Origin of the sequence: Nostoc sp. UHCC 0251, assembly GCF_034932245.1 — a bacterium.
Classification (GTDB): domain Bacteria; phylum Cyanobacteriota; class Cyanobacteriia; order Cyanobacteriales; family Nostocaceae; genus Nostoc.
This window is the reverse complement of sequence record NZ_JAYGHD010000275.1, coordinates 1-1,329: the sequence shown is the minus strand read 5'-3', so window position 1 is coordinate 1,329 and position 1,329 is coordinate 1. Positions and strand designations below refer to the sequence as shown.

1 pseudogene is annotated in these 1,329 nt (G+C 43.8%); it reads left to right on the top strand.

Annotation, left to right across the window (positions count from 1 at the left end):
- Positions 1–85 precede the first annotated feature (85 nt).
- A pseudogene (locus VB740_RS36805) lies at positions 86–1,299 on the top strand (ISAzo13 family transposase).
- The last annotated feature ends 30 nt before the right edge of the window (positions 1,300–1,329 follow it).

Here is a 1,329-nt window from a genome sequence, read left to right as displayed (position 1 = left end):
TAAGGGATTTGCAGAAAAATAAAATACCAGCCATTCTAGAAGAGAGGAAGCGGTGAACTGTCCGCGCCTGGTTTAAATATCTAGAATGGGAATCCCTCAATTCATGCTCACCGACACCATCAAATCGACCTTTAAAGATGCAGCACAGAAACTGACTGGCAATCGCAAACGAGATTTCATGGCAAAAGTTACCGAAGATTACTTCAATAGTTCAGCCCGCAAAGCAGAAACCGTTTTAGGATGGAATCGCTCCTGTGTGCAACTCGGCTTGCATGAAAGGCGGACAGGGATAGTCTGTGTAGAGAATTATCAGGCAAGGGGACGACACAATAGTATTGAGGTATTGCCCAACTTAGAAGCAGATATTCGTTCATTGGTGGATGCTCAAGCCCAAGCCGACCCTAAATTTCAATCGACCTTTCTGTATGCCCGCATTAGTGCTAGAGCAGTACGAGAAGCATTAGTAAGTGTTCATGGCTATAACGAGAGCGAATTGCCATCTCGTCAAACTTGCGGAGAAATTCTCAATCGCTTAGGGTATCGCCTAAAAAAACACAAAAAACGAAACCCTTGAAAAAGATTCCGCAAACTGATGCCATTTTCGAGAATGTGTTCCGGGAGAATCAGGCATCAGATGAAAATCCCAAATCGTTGCGAGTGTCTATAGATACTAAAGCTAAGGTGAAGATTGGCAACCTTTCCAGAGGCGGTAAAGCTCGGACACTGGAGGCAAAAGCTGCTGATGACCACGATACACAGTGGCAATCAGTCTTAGTTCCCTTCGGCATTCTCAATACACATAATGACCAGCTATCGATTTACTTGGGTCAGTCGGCGGAAACCAGTGATTTTATCGTCGATTGTTTAACCGCTTGGTGGCATGAGAATCAACACAATTACCTGGAACTCCATGAGTGGGTGATTGATCTTGATGGCGGTGCCGCTACTCGCAGTAACCGTACACAATTTATCAAACGCATGGTTGAGTTGTCTTGTGCAATTAATTTAAAAATTCGACTGATTTATTATCCCCCTTACCATAGTAAGTACAATCCAATAGAGCGGTGTTGGGCTGCCTTGGAGAACTATTGGAATGGTGCGATTTTAGATTCTGTTGCTGCCGCCGCACAATGGGCTGCCAATATGACTTGGAAAGGAATTGCTCCCATTGTACATCTGGTTGAAACCACTTATGAAAAAGGAATCAAGGTTCTCTCACAAGAGTTAGAACAATACCAACCCCAATGGCAGCGTTCTGAAACATTACCCAAATGGGATATTACTATTGTCCCTGTTTAGCTGGTACTTTATTTTCTTGCAAGTCCCTAA